Here is an 18,923-nt window from a genome sequence, read left to right on the forward strand (position 1 = left end):
CATGGCCGAGGCGTTCCAGGACGGCTGGGCCTGGTGGGTGATCGGACTCGCGGTCGGCGTTCCGGTCCTGCTGGTCGTGCTCACCGAGCTCATCGGTGCGCTCAGCCGCCGCGGCAATCCCGTGGCAGGGCCCCTCAAGCTGCTGCGCAACTGGGTGGTGCCCGCCGGTGCGCTGTTCGCCCTGCTGGCCTTCGCGATCCAGTCCCCGGCCGATCAGGTGTGGGTGCGCGTCGTGGCGACGGTCTTCGGGTTCCTCGTGATCCTGCTGGTGCTGTCCTCGTTCAACGTCGCCCTGTTCGCCAATGCGGCGCCCGGATCGTGGCGGGATCGGATCCCGACGATCTTCGTCGAGATCGCCCGGCTCGCCCTGGTCGTCGTCGGCCTGGCTCTGCTGTTCTCCTGGGTGTGGGATGCGGATGTGGGCGGCCTGATCACGGCCCTCGGCGTGACGTCCATCGTGATCGGTCTCGCCCTGCAGAATGCGGTCGGTGGCGTCATCTCCGGACTGCTCCTCCTGTTCGAGCAGCCCTTCAAGATCGGCGACTGGCTGGACGCCGCCGGTGTGCGCGGTCGGGTCGTCGAGGTGAACTGGCGCGCCGTGCACATCGACACCGGTTCCGGCATCCAGATCGTCCCGAACTCCAGCCTGTCGGGGGCATCCTTCACGAACCTGACCGAGCCGGCCGGGCCGTACACGGCGTCGACGTCGGTGACCTTCTCGACCGACGATCCGCCTCACGAGGTGATGGCGCTGCTCATCGACGTGGCGGACGCCCTGCCGATGCGCATCGCGGGCGAGCGCGCGACCGTCTCGTACGGCGGCGGTGGCTCGTACACCGTCTCGATCCTGGTGCCCGGTCCCGCGGACGCCTCGACGGCGCTGTCGATGTACCTCTCGTGGCTCTGGTACGCCGCGCGCCGTCAGGGTTTCGCGCTGGACGGCGACGCGACCGATCCGCTGACCGAACCGGATCGTCTCGCCGCCGCGATCACGCAGATCGCCCCTGCGCTGCACCTGCGCGACGACGACGTCGAGCAGCTTGCGGCGACGGCACGCCTGGCGCGATACGGCGTCGGCGAGGTGGTGCTTCCGGCGGGAGTCATCCCCGAGGAGGTGTCCGTCATCCTGACAGGTCAGGCGGTCCTCGCTCTCGACGTCGACGGCGGGCGCGTCGAGTTCGCGCGCGCGGAGGCCGGCGACATCATCGGCCACACCGCGCTCACGCGGGAGCGGTCGCAGGCCGTCACGGTCGCGGCCGAGATCCTCACCGTCGTCATCGTGCCGCTCGAGACCGTCGACGAACTCATCCGCGCGCGGCCGCGGCTGGCCGCCGAGATCGGCGAGTCGCTCGAGTTGAAGCGGCGCATGGCGGCTGAGCGCCTCGCCGAGCTCAACCTCTCCGCGCGCGTGATCTCGGAGAGGTAGGAGCGCCGGAAGGCGCGTCGGTCGCCTTCGATAGGATGGAGCCGCCCGAAGCGGGCCAGCTCATCGGCCGGTGCAAACCCGGCGAAAGCAAGGGGGTACACCCATGCCAGGAATCGTTATCGTCGGCGTCCAGTGGGGCGATGAGGGCAAGGGGAAGGCCACCGATCTGCTCGGTGAGCGCACCGACTGGGTGGTGAAGTTCAACGGCGGCAACAACGCCGGACACACGGTCGTCGTCGGCGACGAGAAGTACGCTCTGCATCTGCTGCCCTCCGGCATCCTGTCTCCCGGTGTCACCCCGGTCATCGGCAACGGCGTGGTCATCGATCTCGAAGTGCTCTTCAGCGAGCTGGAGGCGCTGTCCGCGCGGGGCATCGACGTCTCGCGGCTGCGCGTCAGCGCGAACGCGCACATCATCACCCAGTACCACCGCACGCTCGACAAGGTCACCGAGCGCTTCCTGGGCAAGCGTCAGATCGGCACCACGGGCCGTGGCATCGGTCCCGCCTACGCAGACAAGATCAACCGTGTCGGCATCCGCGTGCAGGACCTGTTCGACGAGAACATCCTGCGTCAGAAGGTCGAGGGAGCGCTCGATCAGAAGAACCACCTTCTCGTGAAGATCTTCAACCGCCGTGCGATCACCGCCGACGAGATCGTCGAGGACCTGCTGTCCTATGCCGAGCGGCTGCGTCCCATGGTCGCCGACACCGGGCACCTCATCGATCAGGCGCTCGGCCGCGACGAGGTCGTCGTCTTCGAGGGCGGCCAGGCGACGATGCTCGACGTGGACCACGGCACCTATCCCTTCGTGACCTCCTCCTCGGCGACGGCGGGCGGTGCCTCCACCGGCTCCGGCGTCGGACCGGGGGCGCTCGACCGCATCGTCGGAATCGTCAAGGCGTACACGACGCGCGTCGGCTCGGGTCCGTTCCCGACCGAGCTGTTCGACGAACAGGGCGAGTGGCTGCGCAAGCAGGGCTTCGAGTTCGGCACCACCACGGGACGCCCGCGCCGAGTCGGCTGGTACGACGCCCCGATCACGCGCTATGCCACGCGCATCAACGGCATCACCGACCTCGTGCTCACGAAGCTCGACATCCTCACCGGGCTCGAGCGGATCCCGGTGTGCGTGGCGTACGACGTCGAGGGCACGCGCTTCGACGACGTCCCGGTGAACCAGACCGACTTCCACCACGCCAAGCCGATCCTGGAGTACTTCCCCGGCTGGACCGAGGACATCTCGACCGCGCGCACCTTCGAAGAACTGCCGCAGAACGCGCAGGACTACGTGCTGGCGCTGGAGAAGATGAGCGGCACGCGCATCTCGGTGATCGGAACGGGCCCGGCCCGCGATGAGGTCATCGTGCGCCACGACCTGCTGGACTGATGACGCGGTTCTGGCTCGGCGGTTACGGCGCCGGCATGGAGGGCTCGGCCGAGGGCATCGGCCTGCTCGCCGGCGACGAGGAGGCGGCGACGGCGCTCGCGTTCCGGGGGACGGCGGCGGCCGCGCCGTCGCCGTCCTGGCTGGCTCGGCATCCGCGGCTGGACGTGGTGTACGCCGCGCTGGAGGGGGATGCCGCGGTGCAGGCGTTCGCCCGCACGGGCGAGGCGAGCCTCGCGCCGTTGGGAGACCCGGTCGCCGCCGGGGAAGCCGTCTGCCATCTCGCCGTCTCCGCTGATGGGTCGGCGGTGATCGCGTCCTGCTACGGCGACGGGCAGGTGATCCGCTACGGCATCGCCGCCGACGGGCGTCTCGTGGAGCCCGCCGCCGACAAGGCCGCCGCACTTCGGGAGGCGCTGTTCGGTGAGGGCGAGGGTGACTCCGGGACCGGTCGGCGTTCCGGCCGTCCGGGGCGGGGTGCCGCGGCATCCGATCCGTACCCGACCCCTGCCGGCGCGGAGCCCCGCGTCTCCCACGCTCATGCGGCCGCCTTCCTGCCCGACGGCCGTGTCGCGACCACCGACCTGGGGTTCGACCTCGTGCGCATCTGGCGGCAGAGCGCGTCCGGGCTCGAGCTCGACCAGGAGGTCGCGCTGCCGCGGGGGACCGGGCCGCGGCACATGGTCGTGCATCCGAGCGGGCACCTGCACATCGTCACGGAGTACTCCTGCGAGGTGTTCACGCTGGCATCCGCTGCGGACGGCAGCTGGTCGATCGTGTCGGCCACGCTCGTCAGTCCCGCCGCCTCGGTCGGCACGGACTTCCCGGCCGAGCTCGCACGCAGCCGCGACGGCCGCACCCTCTACACGGCGCTGCGCGGCAGCAACACCATCGCCGCGCTCCGCGTCGAGGGTTCCGGGGAGCGCCTCGCCCCCTTCGCCCTCGCCGACTCCGGCGTCGACTGGCCGCGGCATCACCTCGTGTTCGAGGGCAAGCTGCTCGTCGCGGGGCAGCGCTCCGACTCGGTGACGCTGCTCGACCTCGATGAGCGCACCGGTGCTCCCCTCGGCGTCCGCCGCACGACGCAGGCGCCGACGCCCACCTGCTTCCTGCCGGTGCGCTGACGGCGGGCGCCGCGCGCGCGGGACAGATGTCGGGCGATCGCCCGGATGTCCGGCGAGGCGTGGGCGGATGCTCCGATATCCGCGACATCTCCCTGCGGATGTCCCGTCGCTTGACCTCAAGTCACCTTGAGGTCCTAGCGTCCTCATCATGACATCGAGAACAGACACGACGCCGACGACCGCGGCCTCTTCGCCGGGCATCCTCAGCGGCACCCATCTGTGGATCACGATCGGCGCGTGCGCCCTGGTGTTCCTCGGGGCCTTCGAGTCGCTGGCGGTCACGACCGTCATGCCGGCCGTCAGCGCGGATCTCGACGGGGAGCGGCTGTACGCGCTCGCCTTCGCCGGACCGCTCGCGACGGGTGTGATCGGCATGGTCGTGGTCGGCAACTGGTCGGATCGCCGCGGCCCCGTGGCGCCGCTCTACACCGCCGTGACCGTCTTCGTCCTCGGCCTGCTCGTCGCGGGGCTCGCGCCGAGCATGGAAGTTCTCGTCGCCGGGCGGTTCGCCCAGGGACTCGGCAGCGGAGGCCTGATGGTCGCGCTCTACGTCGTCGTCGCCCGTGTGTACCCGCAGGAGCTCCACCCCGCGATCTTCGCCGGGTTCGCCGCGGCCTGGGTGATCCCCTCGCTCGTCGGCCCGACCATCGCGGGTCTGGTGGCGGAGCTCTGGGGCTGGCCGTGGGTCTTCCTCGGCGTGGTGGTCCTGGTCCTCGCAGCGCTGCTGATGGTCATTCCGGCCCTGCGCGGCCTGTCCGGCGGGGGAGACCCGGCGACGCCGTGGGCCATCGGACGCCTGGGCTGGTCGGTGCTCGCCGCGATCGCCGTGCTCGGACTGAACCTGCTCGGCGACATCCCCGGCGCCGGACCCGCGCTGGCGTTCCTCGCCGCGGCGATCGCTCTGATCGCCGTCCGCCCGCTGGTCCCGCGCGGCACCCTGAGGGCCCGGCGCGGTCTGCCGTCCGTCATCCTGGTCCGGGGAATCGCGGCGGCGGCCTTCTTCGGCGCGCAGGTGTACCTGCCCTACCTTCTGACGGATCGGTACGCGCTGACGCCCACCCTCGCCGGGCTCGCGCTCACCGGCGGCGCTCTGGCCTGGTCCGCCGCCGCGACGGTGCAGGGGCGCTGGGGGGCGCGCCTGTCGAGCGTGGCGGCGGTCCGCGCCGGGACGATCTTCGTGCTCATCGGCGTCGCCCTCGTGCTCCTGACCGCAGCACTGGCGCTTCATGCCGCCGTGATCGCGGTCGCGTGGGTCGTGGCAGGGCTCGGCATGGGCCTGATGAGCCCGAGGACCAGCGCGCTGACACTGGCGATGTCGACACCGAAGACGCAGGGCTTCAACAGTTCGGCCATGACGGTCGCCGACTCGTTCGGAAGCGCCCTGGCCCTCGCGATCACCGGCACCGTGTTCACATCCGCGGCGGCGCTGCTCGATCCGTTCACGGCGGTGTTCGCGCTGGCCGCAGGACTCGCGGCCGCGGCCGCTCTGCTCGCGCCTCGGGTGAGGCCCCCGGCAGGCGAGGTCCCGACATCCGAGGAGGTCGCGGATTGAGCGCGGAGGTGCATCGACCCGCGTGATCATGCGGGGCCCGCGTCGATCGCGGACCCGCCATGAGGAATCGCGAACGCGCCGCCAGGAACAATTCCCGTGACTCGGCGTTGCACATCGGCAAGACTGAGGAAGGTGCAGCGGATGACAGACGAGTACGACCTCATCGTCGTGGGCGCGGGCCCCGTGGGCGAGAACGTGGCGGACAGGGCGGTGCAGGGCGGACTCACCGCGATCATCGTGGAGGGCGAGCTGGTCGGCGGCGAATGCTCGTACTGGGCCTGCATGCCGTCGAAGGCCCTGCTGCGCTCCGGACAGGCGCTGCGCGCGGCGCAGCACGTCGCCGGCGCGGCCGAGGCCGTGACGGGAAAGCTGGATGCCGCGGCCGTCCTCTCACGACGCAACGCGTTCACGAGCGACTGGTCGGATGCCGGGCAGGTCGACTGGCTCGAGTCGGCCGGGATCGACCTGGCCCGCGGGCACGGACGCATCACCGGCGAACGCGAGGTCACCGTCACCGATGCGGACGGCGGCACCCGCGTGCTCCGGGCCAGGCACGCCGTGGCCATCAGCACCGGCACGGATGCCGTGATCCCCGGCATCCCAGGGCTCGCGGAGGCGAAGCCGTGGACGAGCCGGGAGGCGACCAGTGCGCAGGAGGTGCCGGAATCCCTCGCGATCATCGGCGGCGGAGTGGTCGCGGTCGAGATGGCGACCGCCTACGCATCGCTCGGATCGCGCGTGACCGTGATCGCGCGCGGCGAGATCCTCGGCGCGCTCGAACCGTTCGCCGGTGAGCAGGTGGCGGTCGGCCTGCGTGCGCTGGGGGTCGACGTGCGCATGAGGACCGGGACGAAGCGCGTCGACCGCGACGACCACGGGGTCACGATCACCCTCGACGACGGAGAGCAGATCGCGGCGGCCGAGGTCCTCGCCGCCACCGGCCGGCGCCCCCGCAGCGGGGACATCGGACTGGAGAACGTCGGGCTCGAACCGGGACGGTACATCGACGTGGACGACACCCTTCGGGTGCCCGGCAACGACTGGCTCTACGCCGTCGGAGACGTCAACGGGCGGGTGCTCCTCACCCACCAGGGGAAGTACCAGGCTCGCGCGGCGGGCGATGTCATCGCAGCCCGGGCACGCGGCGAGGACGTCCGCGACGACGCCTGGGGTCGTCACGTCGCAACCGCCGATCACCGCGCCGTCCCGCAGGTCGTCTTCTCCGCACCGGAGGTCGCCGCGGTGGGCCTGACAGCCCAGGCCGCCCGCGACGCCGGGTTCGAGATCGACGTCGTCGACCACGACCTGGGGCGCGTCGCCGGTGCGAGCCTGCACGAGGACGGCTACCGCGGGCAGGCCCGGATGGTGGTGGATCCCGAGCGGGACGTGATCCTCGGCGTCACGTTCACCGGCCCCGACGTCGCCGAGCTGCTGCATGCCGCGACGATCGCGGTCGCGGCCGAGATCCCGATCTCGCGACTGTGGCACGCTGTCCCCGCCTACCCGACGGTCAGCGAGATCTGGCTCCGTCTGCTCGAAGGATACGGACGCCAGGCGGCCTGAGACGCTGCGCGGGATCCATCCGATCGTGCGCCGGCTCCGAAGGCGAAGTGACAGGTGAGGGGATTCACGCACGGATGGACCACATCATGACGCGCCGACGAACCCGCCTTCCGGGTGTCGGCGGCGTCCCCTACGCTCAGAACCTGATCCGAACGACCGGAGACATCACCGCATGATCGAGTTCCGTTCCGTGTCCAAGCGCTTCCCCGACGGCACCCTCGCCGTCGAGGACTTCAGCCTCGTGCTGCCCTCCCGCAGGACGACGGTCTTCGTCGGCTCCTCAGGATGCGGCAAGACGACGCTGCTGCGCATGATCAACCGGATGGTCGAGCCGACCTCCGGCGACGTCGAGATCGATGGCGACAGCGTGCTGGACGGCGACCCGGTGGCCCTGCGCCGCCGCATCGGGTACGTCATGCAGAACTCCGGCCTGATGCCGCACTTCACCGTGATCGACAACGTCGCCACCGTGCTGCGGCTCACGGGCGTCGCCAGGAAGCCGGCGCGCGAGCGCGCGCTCGAGCTGCTCGACACCGTCGGCCTCGACCGTGCGCTGGCCGACCGCTACCCGAGTCAGCTCTCCGGCGGTCAGCAGCAGCGCGTCGGTGTCGCCCGCGGGCTCGCGGCCGACCCGAACATCCTGCTCATGGACGAGCCGTTCGGCGCCGTCGACCCCATCGTGCGCGCCGACCTGCAGCAGGAGCTCATCCGGCTGCAGCAGGAGCTCGACAAGACCGTCGTGTTCGTGACGCACGACATCGACGAGGCGTTCCTGCTCGGCGATCAGGTGGTCATCCTCGACAAGGGCGCGCGGATCGTCCAGGTGGGCACCCCGAGCGAGATCATCGAGAACCCTGCGGACGACTTCGTCTCGGCCTTCATCGGCGCTGAGCGGGGCAGGCGCGCACTGCATCTCAAGAAGACGAGCCGCGGCACCGTCGTCGTCGATTCGGAGGGGCGGACTCAGGGCGCGCTGATCGAGGACGGCATATGACCTGGGTCCTCGACAACCTCGACCTCATCCTCGCGCTGAGCGTCGAGCACCTGCGGCAGAGCATCATCCCGATCGTGCTCGGGCTGGTGCTGTCGTTGCCGCTGGGGTGGGTGGCGTGGCGGTACCGCCTCGTGCGCGGCCCGGTCATCGTGCTCACCGGGCTGCTCTACACGATCCCGTCCCTGGCGCTCCTGATCCTGCTGCCCGCGTCGCTCGGATACTCGGCGACCAGCCCGCCCAACCTCATCGTCGCGCTGACGATCTACGCCGTCGCGATCCTCGTCCGCTCGGTCGCCGACGGCCTGGACTCGGTGGACGCCGCCGTGCGGCAGGCGGCCACGGCGATGGGCTTCGGCGGCGCCCGTCGATTCTGGACGGTCGACGTCCCGCTCGCGGGCCCCGTCATCCTGGCCGGGTTGCGGGTGACGGCCGTCAGCACCATATCGCTGGCCACGGTCGGGATCCTGATCGGCGTCGAGAACCTCGGCTACCTGTTCACCAACGGCCTGCAGCGGCGCATCATCGCCGAGGTGTTCGCCGGGATCCTCGCCGTCGTGCTGATCGCCCTCATCATCGACCTGCTCCTCGTACTCGCAGGACGCATGCTGATGCCGTGGACGCGCGCCGTCGCCTCGACGCGCCGCGTCACGATGCCGATGAGGTCGGCCGCATGAACCTGTTCGCGGACGCGCTGGCCTGGCTGTTCTCCCCCGAGCGGCTGGAGGGGCCGTACTCCCTGCCGATCCTGCTCGGGCAGCACCTGTACTACACGATCGTCTCGCTGCTCATCGCGGCGGCGATCGCGGTCCCGGCCGGCTGGATCATCGGGCACACCGGCCGGGGGCGCGAGATCGCGGTCGCGATCTCCGGCGCCGCGCGTGCGATCCCGTCCTTCGGGTTGATGATCCTGCTCGTCCTGCTGCTCGGCGTCCTGCGCGTCCCGGAGGCGGCGGTCATCACCTTCGTAGTGCTCGCCATCCCGTCGCTGCTGGCCGGCGCGTACACCGGCCTCGAGGCGATCGATCGGCGCACCGTCGACGCGGCGCGGGCGATGGGCATGACCGCCTGGCAGGTGTTCTGGAAGGTCGAGGTGCCGCTCGGCATGCCTCTTCTCGTCGGCGGCATCCGTGCCGCGCTGCTCCAGGTCATCGCCACGGTCACCATCGCCGCGTACGTCAACCTCGGCGGACTCGGCTGGCCGATCATCCAGGGCATCCCGCTGCAGCGATTCGACCAGGTGCTCGGAGGCGCGATCCTCGTCGCGCTCCTCGCCCTCATCGCCGACCTGCTGATGGCCCTCGCGCAGCACGCGGCGGTGCCGGCCGGCATCCGCGTCCAGCAGACCGCCCGAACCGGACGCCGGGCTCGCGCCGCGGCATCCGCCACCGCCTGAAGCCAGAAACCCAGAGAGGAACACCATGTTCACCGCACGAAAGTCCCGCATCGCGCTCGGCGGCGTCGCGGCGCTCGCCGCGTCGCTCGTCCTGGCCGGATGCTCGAACTCCAACCCGCTCGAAGAACCGACCGACGAGGGCGGGGGAGCAGGCGGCGACACGATCGTCGTCGGCTCGCAGGCCTACTACTCGAACGAGATCGTCGCCGAGATCTACGCCCAGGCCCTGGAGGCCGAGGGCTTCACCGTCGAGCGCAAGTTCAACATCGGGCAGCGCGACGCCTACATCCCCGAGCTCGAGTCCGGTGCCGTCGACCTGTTCCCGGAGTACACCGGGAACCTTCTCGAGTTCTACGACGCGGAGGCGAACGCGACGAGTCCCGAAGACGTCTACGCCGCCCTGAAGGAGGCGCTCCCCGAGGGACTCACCGCGCTGGACTACGCCGAGGCCAGCGACCAGGACACCTACACGGTCACGAAGGAGTTCGCCGAGGCGAACGGCCTCACCACGATCGGCGACCTCGCGAAGGTCACCGGACCGGTGACGCTCGGCGGGGCTCCCGAGCTGGAGCAGCGGCCGTACGGACCGGCAGGCGCCAAGGAGGTCTACGGCGTGGACCTGCAGTTCTCGGCCACGGGCGAGACGACGCTGGAGTCCCTGCTGGCCGGTGAGATCCAGGTCGCGGACATCTACACGGCGGCGCCCGCGTTCCAGACCGAGGACATCGTCGCGCTCGAGGACCCGGAGAACCTGATCCTCGCCTCGAACGTCGTGCCGATCGCGTCGGCGGACGTCGCGGAGGAGATCGCCGATGTCATCAACGCGGTCAGCGCCGAGCTGAGCGCCGAGGATCTGGTCGCGCTCGGTGTCCAGAGCACCGAGGAGCAGATGTCGCCCGACGACATCGCGTCGCAGTGGCTCGAGGAGGCCGGGCTCAACTGAAGCAGCGTGAACCGACGAGGCCCCGGGAGTCGACGGACTCCCGGGGCCTCGTATCTGTGCGAGGCTCGCGTCAGACGCGCGCGTCCTGACGCGGCACCCACACCTTCTTGATGATGATGAGGATGGATGCCGTGACGGGAACGGCGACCAGGGCGCCGAGCAGTCCCAGCAGCGTCCCCCCGACCATCGCGCCGATCACGACGAGGGAACCAGGGACCGACACGGCCCTGCTCATCACGCGCGGAGTGAGGAAGTACGCCTCGAACTGCATGTAGACGAGGTAGATCGCGGCGAACACGAGCGCCAGGATCGGGTCCGTGAACAGCGCGATGACCGATCCGATCATCCAGAACAGCACCGATCCGACCAGCGGGATCAGGGTGATCAGGAACGCGGTGACGGCCAGCAGCAGCGGGAACGGCAGTCCGAGCACGGAGTACAGCAGCAGCACCACGAGCGAGTTGATGAACGCCAGCGTGACCATGCCCATGACGTAGCCGCCGACCGAGTCCGTGATCTGATCGGTGATGATCTCGGTGTTGGCGCGGTCCCGTGCCGGGATGAGACGCAGCATCGCCTGCTTGATGCTCGGCAGCGTCGCGACGAAGTAGATGATCAGCACGAGCACGATGATCGCGCCGGAGATGCCGTTCGCGATGGATGCGCCCACCTGCAGGGCGCCGCCGCCGATGGCGGCGATGTTGCTCGGGTTCGTGAGGAACGCCTGGACGTCCGCGACGAGGTCCTCGAAGTTGTCACCGAACTGCGCCTCGAGGGTCGCGTACACGTCGCTCTTCTGGAAGTCCGCGATCATGGCCGGGACGTCGCGGATGAAGCTCGCGATCTGTTCGACGACGACCGGCACGACCGCCCAGATGACCAGGCCCAGCAGCACGAGCAGCGACACGAGCACCGTGACGAGGGCCCACGGCCGCGGCATCCGGTGCCGCTCGAGGAACCGCACCGCCGGATCGAGACCGAGAGCGGCGAACAGCGCGAGGGCGATGTAGATGAGGACCGTCGAGAGGTTCGAGATCGCCAGTCCCAGGGCGATCGCGGCGAGGCCGCCGAGCGTCACGAGGAAGCCGAACACGAAGGGCCTGTCGATGCGGGTCCAGAACGAGCGCGTCGAGGGCGCCGGCTCGACGACGGGCCGGGCGGTCAGCTCCGGCTCGGGCTCCGGTTCCGGCCGCTCGGCCCGACGGCGGCGCTTGCGGGGACGTTCGCCGGTCACGACGGGCTCGGGCGCGTCGACGGGATCGGATGCCGCGGACGCGGTGTCGTCGGTGCTCATGCGTTCACTCTAGAGGGCGCCCGCCGGCCGGCACGGAGCGGAACGCTATCGTGGGGGCATGAACGACGACGCCGCCCGGAGCGAACTGCTGCGCCTGCGCGCCAGCATCGACAACATCGACGCCGCCCTCATCTTCATGCTCGCCGAGCGCTTCCGTGCCACACAGCAGGTCGGGCTGCTCAAGGCGCAGCACGCCATGCCGCCCTCGGACCCGTCGCGTGAGGAGCAGCAGGTCGCCCGGCTGCGCGCCCTCGCCGAGGAGGCGCACCTCGATCCCGAGTTCGCGGAGAAGTGGTTCAACTTCGTCGTCGCCGAGGTCATCCGCCACCACACCGAGGCGGCCGAAGGGCGCTGAGGAGCGCCTGTCGACCCGGGCTCAGCGGGAGGGGTTGATGCGCGGTCGACCCGAGCGCATAGTTGAGTCATTCACCGACTCTCAGGGAGCACTCGGATGGGCATCCTCACCGTCGAGCAGATCGTGAGCGTCGACGGGTACGCGGCGGAACCGGACGGCGGCATCGACTTCATGGACGCCGCCGACGTCGGCAACGCGAACGACGACGACCAGCTCGCGTTCCTCCGGGACGTCGATGCGATCCTGCTCGGCGCGAACACGTACCGGATGTTCGCGGAGTACTGGCCCACGGCCGATCCGGAGGTCGAAGTCGTCGCGGAGCCGATCAATCGACTGCCGAAGTTCGTCTTCTCGAACACGCTGACCGAGGCGCCCTGGGGCGACGGCTCGATCGAGATCCTCTCGGGCGACGCGAGGGACGCGGTCACCGACCTCAAGAAGCGCTGCGACCGGATCGTCGTCTGGGGCAGCCTCGCTCTGACCGACGCGCTGTTCGAGCTCGACCTGGTCGACGAGCTGCGCCTGCGCGTCGTGCCGGTGCTCATCGGCAAGGGACGCTCGTTCACTCCGGCAGCACTGAGCCAGCGGCGCCTCGAGCTCGTCCGGGTGGTCTCGCACCCGAGCGGCCACATCGGGATCACCTATCGGGCGACGTCCCCGAAGTGATGCGGGCCCCGGACCGCTGAGCGTTCCGGGGCCCGCATCACAGGTCACTTAGACGTGCCCTGCGACACCGATCCCTGCAGCTGGCGCTGGAACAGGATGTACACGATCAGGACCGGGACGATCGTGATGATCACGGCCGCGAACATCTCGCCGAAGTCGAGCGCGTAGCCCGCCGACGAGGCGTAGGACGCCATGCCCTGGGAGAGGACGTACTTGCTCTGGTCCGTGTTCAGCGAGATCGGCAGCAGGAACTGATTCCACAGTCCCAGGAAGTTCATGATCGCCACGGCCGCCATCCCCGGCTTGGCCATCGGCAGCATCACCTGGAAGAACGTGCGCCATTCGCTGGCCCCGTCCACGTATGCGGCCTCCTGGATCTCGTAGGGCAGGGACTTGAAGAAAGAGAACAGGAAGAACACGGTGAACGGCAGCGCGAACGCCACATAGGTGACGATCAGGCCGGGAAGGGTGTTGAGCAGCCCCATGTTCTGCAGGATGAAGAACAACGGCACGATCGCCAGGAACACCGGGAAGGTGAGTCCGGCGAGCATCAGGTAGTAGATGACCCGGCTGCCGGGTACCGAGAACCGGGCCAGCACGTAGGCGCACATCGCCCCGAGCACCATCACGAGCACGAGCGAGACGCCGACGACGATGACGGTGTTGAGGAACATCCCGCCGAAGTTGTTGCCTACCCAGGCGTTGATGTAGTTGTCGAAGTTCCAGTTCGCCGGCAGGCCGAACGGGGAGGCGAAGATCTCCGTCGTGGTCTTGAAGGAGCCGATGAACGTCCACAGCATCGGCAGGATCACGGCGAGAGACCAGACGGCCAGGACGACGTGGGACGCACCGCCCACGGCCTTGTCGCCGGTCGTGGACTTCGGTGTCGTCGGCCGGCTCTTCGCCGCGGGGTCGATCGTGACCGCCGCACGTGTGTCGAGCGTCATGAGCGACCTCCTTCGTCCTTGCCGCCGATGAGGCGGAACACGCCGATCACGATCGCGGCGAACAGCAGGGTGATGACGGCCAAGACCACGCCCATGGCGCTGGCCAGGCCGAACTGGCCCTTCTCGAAGGCGGTGCGGAACAGGTACTGGCTCATCACCAGAGTGCTGTTGCCCGGGCCGCCGGTGGAGTTGAGGCCGGCCATGTACACGAAGGCGTCCAGGGCGAGGATGCCGAGGTAGATGTACGCCGTCTGCACGTTGTCCCGGATCTGCGGGAGGACGATCGAGGTCACCGTCCGGAAGCGTCCGGCTCCGTCGATCCGTGCGGCCTCGAGGGTCTCGGCGGGGATGCCCTTGATCGCGGCGATGAAGAGCACCATGTAGAAGCCGACCATGCTCCAGACGATGACGAAGATGGTCGCGCCCATCGCGGTGCGCTCGTCGCCGAGCCAGGCGAAGCCGTTCGTGTCGACCCCGACCGCGCCGAGCAGGCCGTTCAGCAGGCCGCTGGGCGTGTAGATCATGTTCCAGAGGATCGCGATCACGATCGCAGGGATGACGTACGGGAAGAACGAGACGACCCGGTAGAAGCTCGACCCCCGCAGCCCCCGCACCTGGCCGTGGCTCGGCCCGCCGACGGTGATCATGCTCGCGAAGATCAGGGCGATCACGATGGTGATCAGCGGCACGACGATCGCCAGCAGCATGTTGTTGCCCATGGCCTGCAGGAACGTCGGGTCCTGGAACAGCTTCACGAAGTTGTCGACGCCGATGAAGTCCATCGTCGGCGAGAAGCCCGTCCAGTTCGTCATGGCGTAGTACACGGCCTGGACGAACGGCGAGATGACGAAGACCAGGAAGATCGCCACCGGCAGCCCGAGGAAGACCAGCAGGAACGAGACGTAGTCGAAGGTCATCCTCCTGCGCAGGCCCGCACGGGGCGCCTTGCGGCGCCCCGTGCGGGTGGTGACGACGGCCCTGGTGTCGGGAGCCGCGTCGAGAGGAGGAGCGCTGAGGCTCATTTGATCTCGATCTTCTCGATGGAGTCGTCCTCGCGGATCTTGTCGGTCAGCGCCTGCAGCTGCGACGTGATCTCGGCGACCGTCATCTTGCCGTCGAGGAACGAGTTCCAGATCGGCAGCTGGTCGGAGTTCATGCCGTAGAGGTTGAAGGACTTGATCGTGAACATGCCGGTTCCGGCGGCCGCGATCATCTCCACCTGCGACACCAGCGCCGTGGAGCCGAAGCCGTCCTCGGGGACGATGTCCTTGACGACGGTCGGGGCGAGCTTCGACTTCGAGAAGGCCGACGCCGCCTCCTTGGAGAGCATCGTGCGCAGCAGTTCCTTGCCGCCCGCGACGTTCTTCGCCTTGGAGGGGACGATGAACGGCTCGCCGGCCTCGGCCCGCATGAATCCGGCAGGCGTCGTGGCGTTGCCGTCGAGCGGCATCTCGCGGACGCCCTTCATCTGGAAGTTCTCGGCCGTGGTCTTCTTCATCTCGTTCTCGATCCACGACCCGGACGGGTACAGCAGCGCCTCCTGGTCGAGGCTCCACTGGGCCTGCGCCTGCGTGAACTGCGTGCCGCCGCCGCCGGGCTTGACGTAGCCGGACTGGATCAGGTCGTGCAGGATCGTCAGGATCGACTGCAGTGTCGGGTGCGACCAGCAGCCCTCCTCCAGGTTCTCCAGCGGAAGGCGCACGTCGTCACCGGACTGGATGACCGCGGAGTCGACCACGAACGTCTGGTAGTACGTCGCCGCCTCCTTGCCCCACAGGAACAGGTACTTGCCCTTCGCCTTGGCGGCCTCGCCGAGGGGCTTCAGGTCCTGCCAGGTCTGCGGCGGCTCCCAGCCGTTCTCCTCGAACAGGCTGCCGGAGTACCAGACGCCGTACGTGGTGAACACGTAGTTGATCGCGGCGAACTTGTCCCCGAAGGTACCAGGGGCCTTGACGCCGTCGAACAGCGTGTCGGCGATCTTCTGCCCTTCCAGGTTGTCGGCCTCGAGCACGTCGCTGAGGTCCTCGAGCTGGTCGAGGATCGTGTTCCAGCCGATGGAGTTGGCGCCGGAGTTGTCGACCAGGTCCGGCGGGTTGCCGCCGACGAAGCGCGGCTGCAGCTCCTGAGCGATCTTGGTGGAGGCGGAGACCTTGACGGTGACGCCGTCGAGCCCCTTGCTGCCCGACATGATCTCGGCCGCGTTCTCGACGTAGTCGACGCCGTACCCGCCGTCGAAGATGACCGCGTCGACGGTCGTGTTGGCCGCGACGCCGAACGGGTTGTCCGAGGTCACCTCGCCGGCGGGACCGCCGCCTCCGCCACCGCCGCCCGGTGCGGCGCAGGATGCGAGGGACAGCCCAAAGGGCAGCAGCAGCGCCGTCGCTGCCGCGCCGCGCAACAGGGTGCGGCGGCTGATGGAGGATTCGGTGAGTTCCATCTTCGTACCTTTCGTAGGGGTTCTTTCGGCTCTCAGCGGTCAGGCTCCGCGCCGGATGCGTCCGAGATAGCGGTCCTCGAGGGCGGAGTTGTGCTTGTCCCCGCCCGGGATGTTCGCGGAGATGTACATCGGCGGGGTCTCCCCGCGGGCGACGATCCGGCCCGCCACGCCGAGCGTGAGCAGCTGCGCGATGTACGCGGCGGTGATCGACGAGATCGCTCCGGCGCCGACGCCGTCGGCGAGTTCGAGCGTCGTGTCGCCGTAAGGGGCGAGGTTGTCGATCACGACGTCAGCGATCTCGCTGAGCCGCTTGCCGGACGGATGCTTCGGCTGAACGCGCCTGGTGTGCTCCAGGCTGGTCACTGCGATGACGTCGTGCCCGCGTTCCTTCGCCCACAGGGCCGTCCCGACGATCGACCCGTTCACGCCGGAGTTCGAGGCGATCAGGAACACGTCGTCCTCGCCGACCGGGACCGTCGCCATGAGCTCGTCCACCACCCACGGTTCTCGTTCCAGGGCGCCGGTGAGCACCTCCGCCTCGCGATCGCCGTGCATCACGAGGTCGCGGAGTGCGAAGCGGTTGGTCGGGATCAGCCCGCCGGCGCGGCCGGAGATCTCCATGGCGAACGCCTCGGAATGCCCGGTCCCGAAGGCGTGGATCACGCCGCCGGCGTCGACGCAGGCGACCAGCAGGTCGATCGCGGCGTCGTGGGCGCCGGCCTCGGCATCCGCGGTGAGGCGGGCCAGGCGCTCGTGCGCCTCGCGGAACAGGTCGGACGGCGTCGCGGTCATCCGACGGCCTCCCGGGTCTCATCCGGCCGAGGCGCTGTGCGAGGGCGTCGATGACCCGACACCGCCATGGCCGTCGCGGCGAGCCGCTTGGCGGCCGGATCGAACATCCGCTGCGCGATGAAGAGGTAGAGCAGGTCGATCACGAACAGCTGCGCGTGCTTGACCGACATGTCGTCCGGGCGCAGATAGCCCACCGGTGCGGCCGTCGTGATCGACACCTCGGCGACGTCCGCGATCCAGCTCTCATCGTCGTGCGTGATGGCGACGGTGAACGCGCCGACGGCACCGGCCTGGTCGAGCATTTGGACCGTCTCGGTGGTCTGGCCGGTGCTGGACACCCCGATCGCGACCGAGCTCTCGTCCTGGAGCACCGCACTGGCCAGCCCGTCGTGGACGTCCGACCAGGCGTGCGAACTGATCCCGATCCGGTGCAGACGGCGCTGGAACTCCTCGGCGATGCCGGCGCTGCCGCCGAGCCCGTAGATGTCGACGTGCCGGCTGGCCGTGACCGCGTGCGCGGCCCGGCGGACGGCCTCCAGGTCGATGCCCTCCGCGGTCGTCTCCAGCCCGCGCACGTGCGCGCTCAGGAGGGTGCGCAGGATCTTCTCGGGCGAATCGTCGGGCGCGAACTCCGCGCCGATGTCGGTGCGCCAGGTCTGCTCGGCACTGCCGCGCCCCAGCTCGGTCGCGATCGCGACGCGGAACTGCGTGTACCCGTCGAAGCCGAGTGAGCGGCAGAAACGCGTGACGCTCGCGGGCGAGCTGCCGGCCCGTTCGGCGAGCTCGGTGATGCTCAGTTCCACGGCGGCGGTCGGCTCTGCGCTGACCAGATCCGCGATCCTCGACAGCGCCACGGGCATGCCGCGCCGGCGCGCGGCGATGCGGCCGATGATCGCGCCGTTGTCGGCGCTCAGGCTGCGTGGCACCATTGCCTCCAGAACTCGCCGTTGAAAGTTCCTGCTGGGGTGAAAACTATTCTCACCGCCGACCAAGGTCAAGTTAGGACGCATAACATATGGGTCACGACATGCTGGCGATCGGAGTGGACGCCGGTGGGACGGCGACCAGGGCCGTGGTCACGACGCTGGACGGACGATGCGTCGGATACGGCGTCGCGGGACGCGGGAATCCGGTCTCCGCGGGGCGCCCGAGCGCCGTCGGCGCGGTGCTCGAGGCGGTCGGCGCGGCGACGGTATCCGCGGGCCGTGCGCTGAGCGAGGTGTCCGTGATCGCCGCCGCCGTGGCGGGGCAACCGGCATCCGGCGCGGGAGCCGAGTCGCTCCAGGCGGAGCTGAGCGCCGCCGGATTCACCGGGCGGGTGGTGTTCGAGTCCGACCTGCTCGCGACGTACTTCAGCGCCACGGCGTCCGGAAACGGCTACGCGGTGGTGTCGGGGACGGGCGCGTGCGCGATCCGGGTCGCCGAGGGGCGCATCGAGGCGACGGCCGACGGCCTCGGCTGGCTGCTGGGCGATCGGGGCAGCGGATTCTGGATCGGGCAGCGCGTCGCCGAGGCGGCGATCCGGGACCTGGACGGCGTCGGCCGCATGACCGCCCTGACGCGCGCGGTTCTGGATCATCTCGGCATCGATCCGCAGCCCCGCCCGGGAGCGGAGCGGTCGCCGGAGCTCGAAGAACTCGTCTCCGCCCTGTATGCCCTGCCGCCGATCGAATTGGCATCGCTCGCGCCGCTGGCGTTCCGCTGCGTCGAGGACCCGGTGGCCGCGGGCATCCTGCGCCGCGCGGGCGAGCGTCTCGCCGAGTCGCTGCTGGCAGTGCTGACCGAGCCGGGACCGCTGGTCGTCGGCGGTGGCGTGCTGTTCCGCTCCGGTCCGGTGCGCGACGCCTTCACCGGTCGGCTGGGCGGTTCGGCGGACCGTCTCGATGTGATCCCCGTGGAGGACGGCGTCGTGGGGGCGGGGCTGCTCGCCCTGCGCGCCGGTGGCCTGCCTCCGACCCGAGAAGCACTCGCCCGGCTCACTGAGACCCTGGCGCTGGTGCGTCGATCCTCCGTGCATGGTGCTCCTCTCTGAGCTCCTCCCGCTACTCTA

At 69.5% G+C, this 18,923-nt stretch carries 18 protein-coding genes; 12 read left to right on the forward strand and 6 right to left on the reverse strand.

What is annotated here, in order from left to right:
* Position 1: 1 nt before the first annotated feature.
* The 9 genes from KYX17_RS19200 to KYX17_RS19240 all read left to right on the forward strand — a co-directional run bounded on the left by KYX17_RS19200 (position 2) and on the right by KYX17_RS19240 (position 10,382).
* On the forward strand, positions 2-1,426 hold the full coding sequence (locus KYX17_RS19200; RefSeq protein ID WP_243228618.1) for a mechanosensitive ion channel domain-containing protein: 1,425 nt from the start codon (positions 2-4) through the stop codon (positions 1,424-1,426).
* 103 nt (positions 1,427-1,529) lie between these two features.
* On the forward strand, positions 1,530-2,816 hold the full coding sequence (locus KYX17_RS19205; RefSeq protein ID WP_243228620.1) for an adenylosuccinate synthase: 1,287 nt from the start codon (positions 1,530-1,532) through the stop codon (positions 2,814-2,816).
* Entirely contained in the window at positions 2,816-3,937 is a 1,122-nt protein-coding gene (locus KYX17_RS19210) for a beta-propeller fold lactonase family protein (RefSeq protein WP_243228622.1), read from the forward strand. Before KYX17_RS19205 ends, KYX17_RS19210 begins: the two co-directional genes overlap by 1 nt.
* Before the next feature lie 148 nt (positions 3,938-4,085).
* Positions 4,086-5,489: an MFS transporter gene (locus KYX17_RS19215; RefSeq protein ID WP_243228623.1), complete on the forward strand. Its 1,404-nt coding sequence runs from the start codon at positions 4,086-4,088 to the stop codon at positions 5,487-5,489.
* Positions 5,490-5,630: 141 nt separating this feature from the next.
* Positions 5,631-7,052: an NAD(P)/FAD-dependent oxidoreductase gene (locus KYX17_RS19220; protein WP_243228625.1), complete on the forward strand. Its 1,422-nt coding sequence runs from the start codon at positions 5,631-5,633 to the stop codon at positions 7,050-7,052.
* A gap of 172 nt (positions 7,053-7,224) precedes the next feature.
* Positions 7,225-8,046 carry an ABC transporter ATP-binding protein gene (locus KYX17_RS19225; protein ID WP_243228627.1) on the forward strand — a complete coding sequence of 274 codons (822 nt, stop codon included), beginning with the start codon at positions 7,225-7,227 and terminating at the stop codon, positions 8,044-8,046.
* A complete protein-coding gene (locus tag KYX17_RS19230; RefSeq protein ID WP_243228628.1) occupies positions 8,043-8,720 on the forward strand; it encodes an ABC transporter permease in 678 nt (225 codons plus the stop codon). Before KYX17_RS19225 ends, KYX17_RS19230 begins: the two co-directional genes overlap by 4 nt.
* Positions 8,717-9,439 (forward strand): ABC transporter permease, encoded by a 723-nt coding sequence (locus tag KYX17_RS19235; RefSeq protein ID WP_243229204.1) that lies wholly within the window; start codon positions 8,717-8,719, stop codon positions 9,437-9,439. The genes KYX17_RS19230 and KYX17_RS19235 overlap by 4 nt, the downstream gene beginning before the upstream one ends.
* 25 nt (positions 9,440-9,464) lie before the next feature.
* A complete protein-coding gene (locus KYX17_RS19240; protein ID WP_243228630.1) occupies positions 9,465-10,382 on the forward strand; it encodes an ABC transporter substrate-binding protein in 918 nt (305 codons plus the stop codon).
* Between the two features lie 70 nt (positions 10,383-10,452).
* On the opposite strand, the gene KYX17_RS19245 is transcribed toward KYX17_RS19240, so the two are convergent.
* A complete protein-coding gene (locus KYX17_RS19245) occupies positions 10,453-11,676 on the reverse strand; it encodes an AI-2E family transporter (RefSeq protein ID WP_243228632.1) in 1,224 nt (407 codons plus the stop codon).
* A gap of 58 nt (positions 11,677-11,734) precedes the next feature.
* On the opposite strand from KYX17_RS19245, the gene KYX17_RS19250 reads away from it, so the two are divergent.
* Positions 11,735-12,031, forward strand: a complete 297-nt coding sequence (locus KYX17_RS19250; protein ID WP_243228634.1) for a chorismate mutase — start codon at positions 11,735-11,737, stop codon at positions 12,029-12,031.
* Between the two features lie 96 nt (positions 12,032-12,127).
* Positions 12,128-12,697: a dihydrofolate reductase family protein gene (locus KYX17_RS19255; RefSeq protein ID WP_243228636.1), complete on the forward strand. Its 570-nt coding sequence runs from the start codon at positions 12,128-12,130 to the stop codon at positions 12,695-12,697.
* Between the two features lie 44 nt (positions 12,698-12,741).
* Here the strand turns inward: KYX17_RS19255 and KYX17_RS19260 are convergent, their stop codons facing one another.
* The 5 genes from KYX17_RS19260 to KYX17_RS19280 are packed head-to-tail and all read right to left on the reverse strand — an operon-like array spanning position 12,742 to position 17,799.
* Entirely contained in the window at positions 12,742-13,644 is a 903-nt protein-coding gene (locus KYX17_RS19260; RefSeq protein WP_243228638.1) for a carbohydrate ABC transporter permease, read from the reverse strand.
* A complete protein-coding gene (locus KYX17_RS19265; protein WP_374208972.1) occupies positions 13,641-14,666 on the reverse strand; it encodes a carbohydrate ABC transporter permease in 1,026 nt (341 codons plus the stop codon). Before KYX17_RS19265 ends, KYX17_RS19260 begins: the two co-directional genes overlap by 4 nt.
* Positions 14,663-16,081, reverse strand: a complete 1,419-nt coding sequence (gene ngcE, locus KYX17_RS19270) for an N-acetylglucosamine/diacetylchitobiose ABC transporter substrate-binding protein (RefSeq protein WP_243228640.1) — start codon at positions 16,079-16,081, stop codon at positions 14,663-14,665. Before ngcE ends, KYX17_RS19265 begins: the two co-directional genes overlap by 4 nt.
* Positions 16,082-16,120: 39 nt before the next feature.
* The gene (locus KYX17_RS19275) at positions 16,121-16,873 is read right to left on the reverse strand and encodes a sugar isomerase domain-containing protein (RefSeq protein ID WP_243228642.1); all 753 of its coding nucleotides are present in this window, start codon (positions 16,871-16,873) and stop codon (positions 16,121-16,123) included.
* The gene (locus KYX17_RS19280; protein ID WP_243228644.1) at positions 16,870-17,799 is read right to left on the reverse strand and encodes a MurR/RpiR family transcriptional regulator; all 930 of its coding nucleotides are present in this window, start codon (positions 17,797-17,799) and stop codon (positions 16,870-16,872) included. Before KYX17_RS19280 ends, KYX17_RS19275 begins: the two co-directional genes overlap by 4 nt.
* Before the next feature lie 101 nt (positions 17,800-17,900).
* Here KYX17_RS19280 and KYX17_RS19285 point away from each other — a divergent pair, with 101 nt between their 5' ends.
* Positions 17,901-18,905: an N-acetylglucosamine kinase gene (locus KYX17_RS19285; RefSeq protein ID WP_243228645.1), complete on the forward strand. Its 1,005-nt coding sequence runs from the start codon at positions 17,901-17,903 to the stop codon at positions 18,903-18,905.
* The last annotated feature ends 18 nt before the right edge of the window (positions 18,906-18,923 follow it).

Source organism: Microbacterium sp. CIAB417, from assembly GCF_022788845.1.

What these genes read in the sequence shown, in the direction of transcription:
- KYX17_RS19200 (WP_243228618.1), top strand. Translation starts at nt 2, where the DNA reads ATGGCCGAGGCGTTCCAGGACGGCTGGGCCTGGTGGGTGATCGGACTC.
- KYX17_RS19205 (WP_243228620.1), top strand. Translation starts at nt 1,530, where the DNA reads ATGCCAGGAATCGTTATCGTCGGCGTCCAGTGGGGCGATGAGGGCAAG.
- KYX17_RS19210 (WP_243228622.1), top strand. Translation starts at nt 2,816, where the DNA reads ATGACGCGGTTCTGGCTCGGCGGTTACGGCGCCGGCATGGAGGGCTCG.
- KYX17_RS19215 (WP_243228623.1), top strand. Translation starts at nt 4,086, where the DNA reads ATGACATCGAGAACAGACACGACGCCGACGACCGCGGCCTCTTCGCCG.
- KYX17_RS19220 (WP_243228625.1), top strand. Translation starts at nt 5,631, where the DNA reads ATGACAGACGAGTACGACCTCATCGTCGTGGGCGCGGGCCCCGTGGGC.
- KYX17_RS19225 (WP_243228627.1), top strand. Translation starts at nt 7,225, where the DNA reads ATGATCGAGTTCCGTTCCGTGTCCAAGCGCTTCCCCGACGGCACCCTC.
- KYX17_RS19230 (WP_243228628.1), top strand. Translation starts at nt 8,043, where the DNA reads ATGACCTGGGTCCTCGACAACCTCGACCTCATCCTCGCGCTGAGCGTC.
- KYX17_RS19235 (WP_243229204.1), top strand. Translation starts at nt 8,717, where the DNA reads ATGAACCTGTTCGCGGACGCGCTGGCCTGGCTGTTCTCCCCCGAGCGG.
- KYX17_RS19240 (WP_243228630.1), top strand. Translation starts at nt 9,465, where the DNA reads ATGTTCACCGCACGAAAGTCCCGCATCGCGCTCGGCGGCGTCGCGGCG.
- KYX17_RS19245 (WP_243228632.1), bottom strand. Translation starts at nt 11,676, where the DNA reads ATGAGCACCGACGACACCGCGTCCGCGGCATCCGATCCCGTCGACGCG.
- KYX17_RS19250 (WP_243228634.1), top strand. Translation starts at nt 11,735, where the DNA reads ATGAACGACGACGCCGCCCGGAGCGAACTGCTGCGCCTGCGCGCCAGC.
- KYX17_RS19255 (WP_243228636.1), top strand. Translation starts at nt 12,128, where the DNA reads ATGGGCATCCTCACCGTCGAGCAGATCGTGAGCGTCGACGGGTACGCG.
- KYX17_RS19260 (WP_243228638.1), bottom strand. Translation starts at nt 13,644, where the DNA reads ATGACGCTCGACACACGTGCGGCGGTCACGATCGACCCCGCGGCGAAG.
- KYX17_RS19265 (WP_374208972.1), bottom strand. Translation starts at nt 14,666, where the DNA reads ATGAGCCTCAGCGCTCCTCCTCTCGACGCGGCTCCCGACACCAGGGCC.
- ngcE (WP_243228640.1), bottom strand. Translation starts at nt 16,081, where the DNA reads ATGGAACTCACCGAATCCTCCATCAGCCGCCGCACCCTGTTGCGCGGC.
- KYX17_RS19275 (WP_243228642.1), bottom strand. Translation starts at nt 16,873, where the DNA reads ATGACCGCGACGCCGTCCGACCTGTTCCGCGAGGCGCACGAGCGCCTG.
- KYX17_RS19285 (WP_243228645.1), top strand. Translation starts at nt 17,901, where the DNA reads ATGCTGGCGATCGGAGTGGACGCCGGTGGGACGGCGACCAGGGCCGTG.